We start from the raw sequence: 1,889 nt of genomic DNA, 5'->3' as shown, positions 1-1,889 counted from the left end.
ATTTTTAAGTTCTAGTTTAGAGTAATCTTTCCATTTATCAGGATATCCAATTTTAATGGTCAGTTTCTTCAATTTTTCGATTGCTTTTGTCTTAGTTTCTGCAGACATCCATGGCAATGCATTGATTCTGTTTTCATAAGCCAACATTACATTAGCAATCATATTCTTTGCTTTATCTTTTGCTTCAGCAGGAAATAATTTTTCTACATACAGTTTTCCTAAAGCTTCTCCGGTTACACCGTTGATAACCTGCAATGCAACTTCTTCACGCGGACGTTGTTTCAAAGCACCTGTTAGTGTTTTCCCGTAGAAATCGAAATTTGCATTTTCAATATCAGTAGATAAAGTCGAAGCTGTTCTGTTTAATAATGTCCATTTAAGGTATTCTTTCCAGGCTTCTACTTTCTTTTCTGTTAAGGTTTTTTCTAACGCAATCATATAACGTGGCTGTGCTACATTTACTGTATCCAGTTTTGCCATACCAATTCCGGTAAAATATTTATCCCATTGAATAGAAGGTGTATTCTTTTTTAAGTCAGCAACAGCAGTTGGATTGTATTGTTTTCTACGGTCTCTGCGCTCAACACGATCTAATCTTGGAGCAGACAATTCAATTTCTAACGCAAGGATTTGTTTTGCACTTTCTTTTGCTTTTGCCGGAGATTCTCCCAGATACTGCATCATTCTTGCTACGTGTACTTCGTATTTCTCACGTTTTTCTTTCGAATCCTTATCATCTGCGTTGTAGTAATCTTTATCAGATAATCCTAAACCGCCCGGGCTTAGATTAACCGAGTTTTTATTACTGTTTTTTGCATCAGCACCCACATAAACTCCAAAGAAACCAATTCCTCCCTGAGGCTGCATTTCGATGAAGAAATTTTGTAAATCGGTTACGTTTTTAATCGCATCGATTTTCTTTAAATAAGGCTGAAGTGGTTTTACTCCATTTTTATTACGTCCTACAGTATCCATAATCGTATTGAACAAAGCAATTGCTTTACCCTGATCTGTATTCGATTTGTACTTAGGATCTTTTGACGCTTCTTTTAAAATGGCAAGTGCATCATTATCTGTCTTTTGACGTAGTTCATTAAAACTTCCCCATGAATTTCTATCACTTGGAATTTCAGTTTTTTCTAACCAGGATCCGTTTACGTAACGGAAGAAATCCTGACCCGGACTTACTTTCTTATCCATATTAGAAAGATTAATTCCCGGCTCTTTTGGTTTAGCATTTTGTGCTTCGATTGTAACACAACAAAGCATTGCTGAAAATGCACAAAACACAGATTTGTTAAGCTGTTTTATCATTTTTATTTATTGAATTAGTATATATACAAACGTATTGTTATTATTTTGAATTCTATGTTAAATTTTATCAATAATTGATTTGAGAATTTATGTTGAACTATTTTAACCCAAAATGTCTTCTAAAATATTTAAAATTTACTTTTTAGAATAATGTCATAACAAAAAACGACGCTTTATCAGCGCCGTTTTTATTAATTATGAATTACCAGATTTTAACTCTTTTATCCGTATCAACATACATTTTTTCTCCTTTTTTGATACCGAAAGCATCATAAAAAGCATCAACATTTTGAAGCGGAACGTAAGCTCTGTACATTCCTGGAGAATGCGGATCTGTTTTTACCTGATTTTTAATTGCTTCATCTCTCGTTTTAGTTCTCCATACGGTTGCCCATGAAATAAAGAAACGTTGTTGCGGAGTGAATCCATCAATTAATCCAGGGTTTGGATGTGATTTTAGATACAATTGTAAACCATCATAAGCAGCATTGATACCTCCTAAGTCACCAATATTTTCACCTAAAGTAAAATTACCGTCTACGTGAGTTCCCGGCAATGGCTCTAAAGCGCTGTAT

The 1,889-nt window shown here is 34.3% G+C and carries 2 protein-coding genes; both read right to left on the bottom strand.

The features are described 5' to 3' along the window. Nucleotides 1–1,314, bottom strand: a 1,314-nt coding sequence (locus FLP_RS05550) for a M13 family metallopeptidase (protein ID WP_218019147.1), incomplete at its 3' end; no start/stop codon positions are given. Nucleotides 1,315–1,516: 202 nt separating this feature from the next. Further along, nucleotides 1,517–1,889: M13 family metallopeptidase (locus FLP_RS05545; protein ID WP_165606648.1), on the bottom strand; the 373-nt coding region annotated here is incomplete at its 5' end.

Source organism: Flavobacterium piscis (genome assembly GCF_001686925.1).
Classification (GTDB): domain Bacteria; phylum Bacteroidota; class Bacteroidia; order Flavobacteriales; family Flavobacteriaceae; genus Flavobacterium; species Flavobacterium piscis.
Note: the sequence above shows the minus strand (reverse complement) of the source record. Positions and strands in the feature narration are given on the sequence as shown.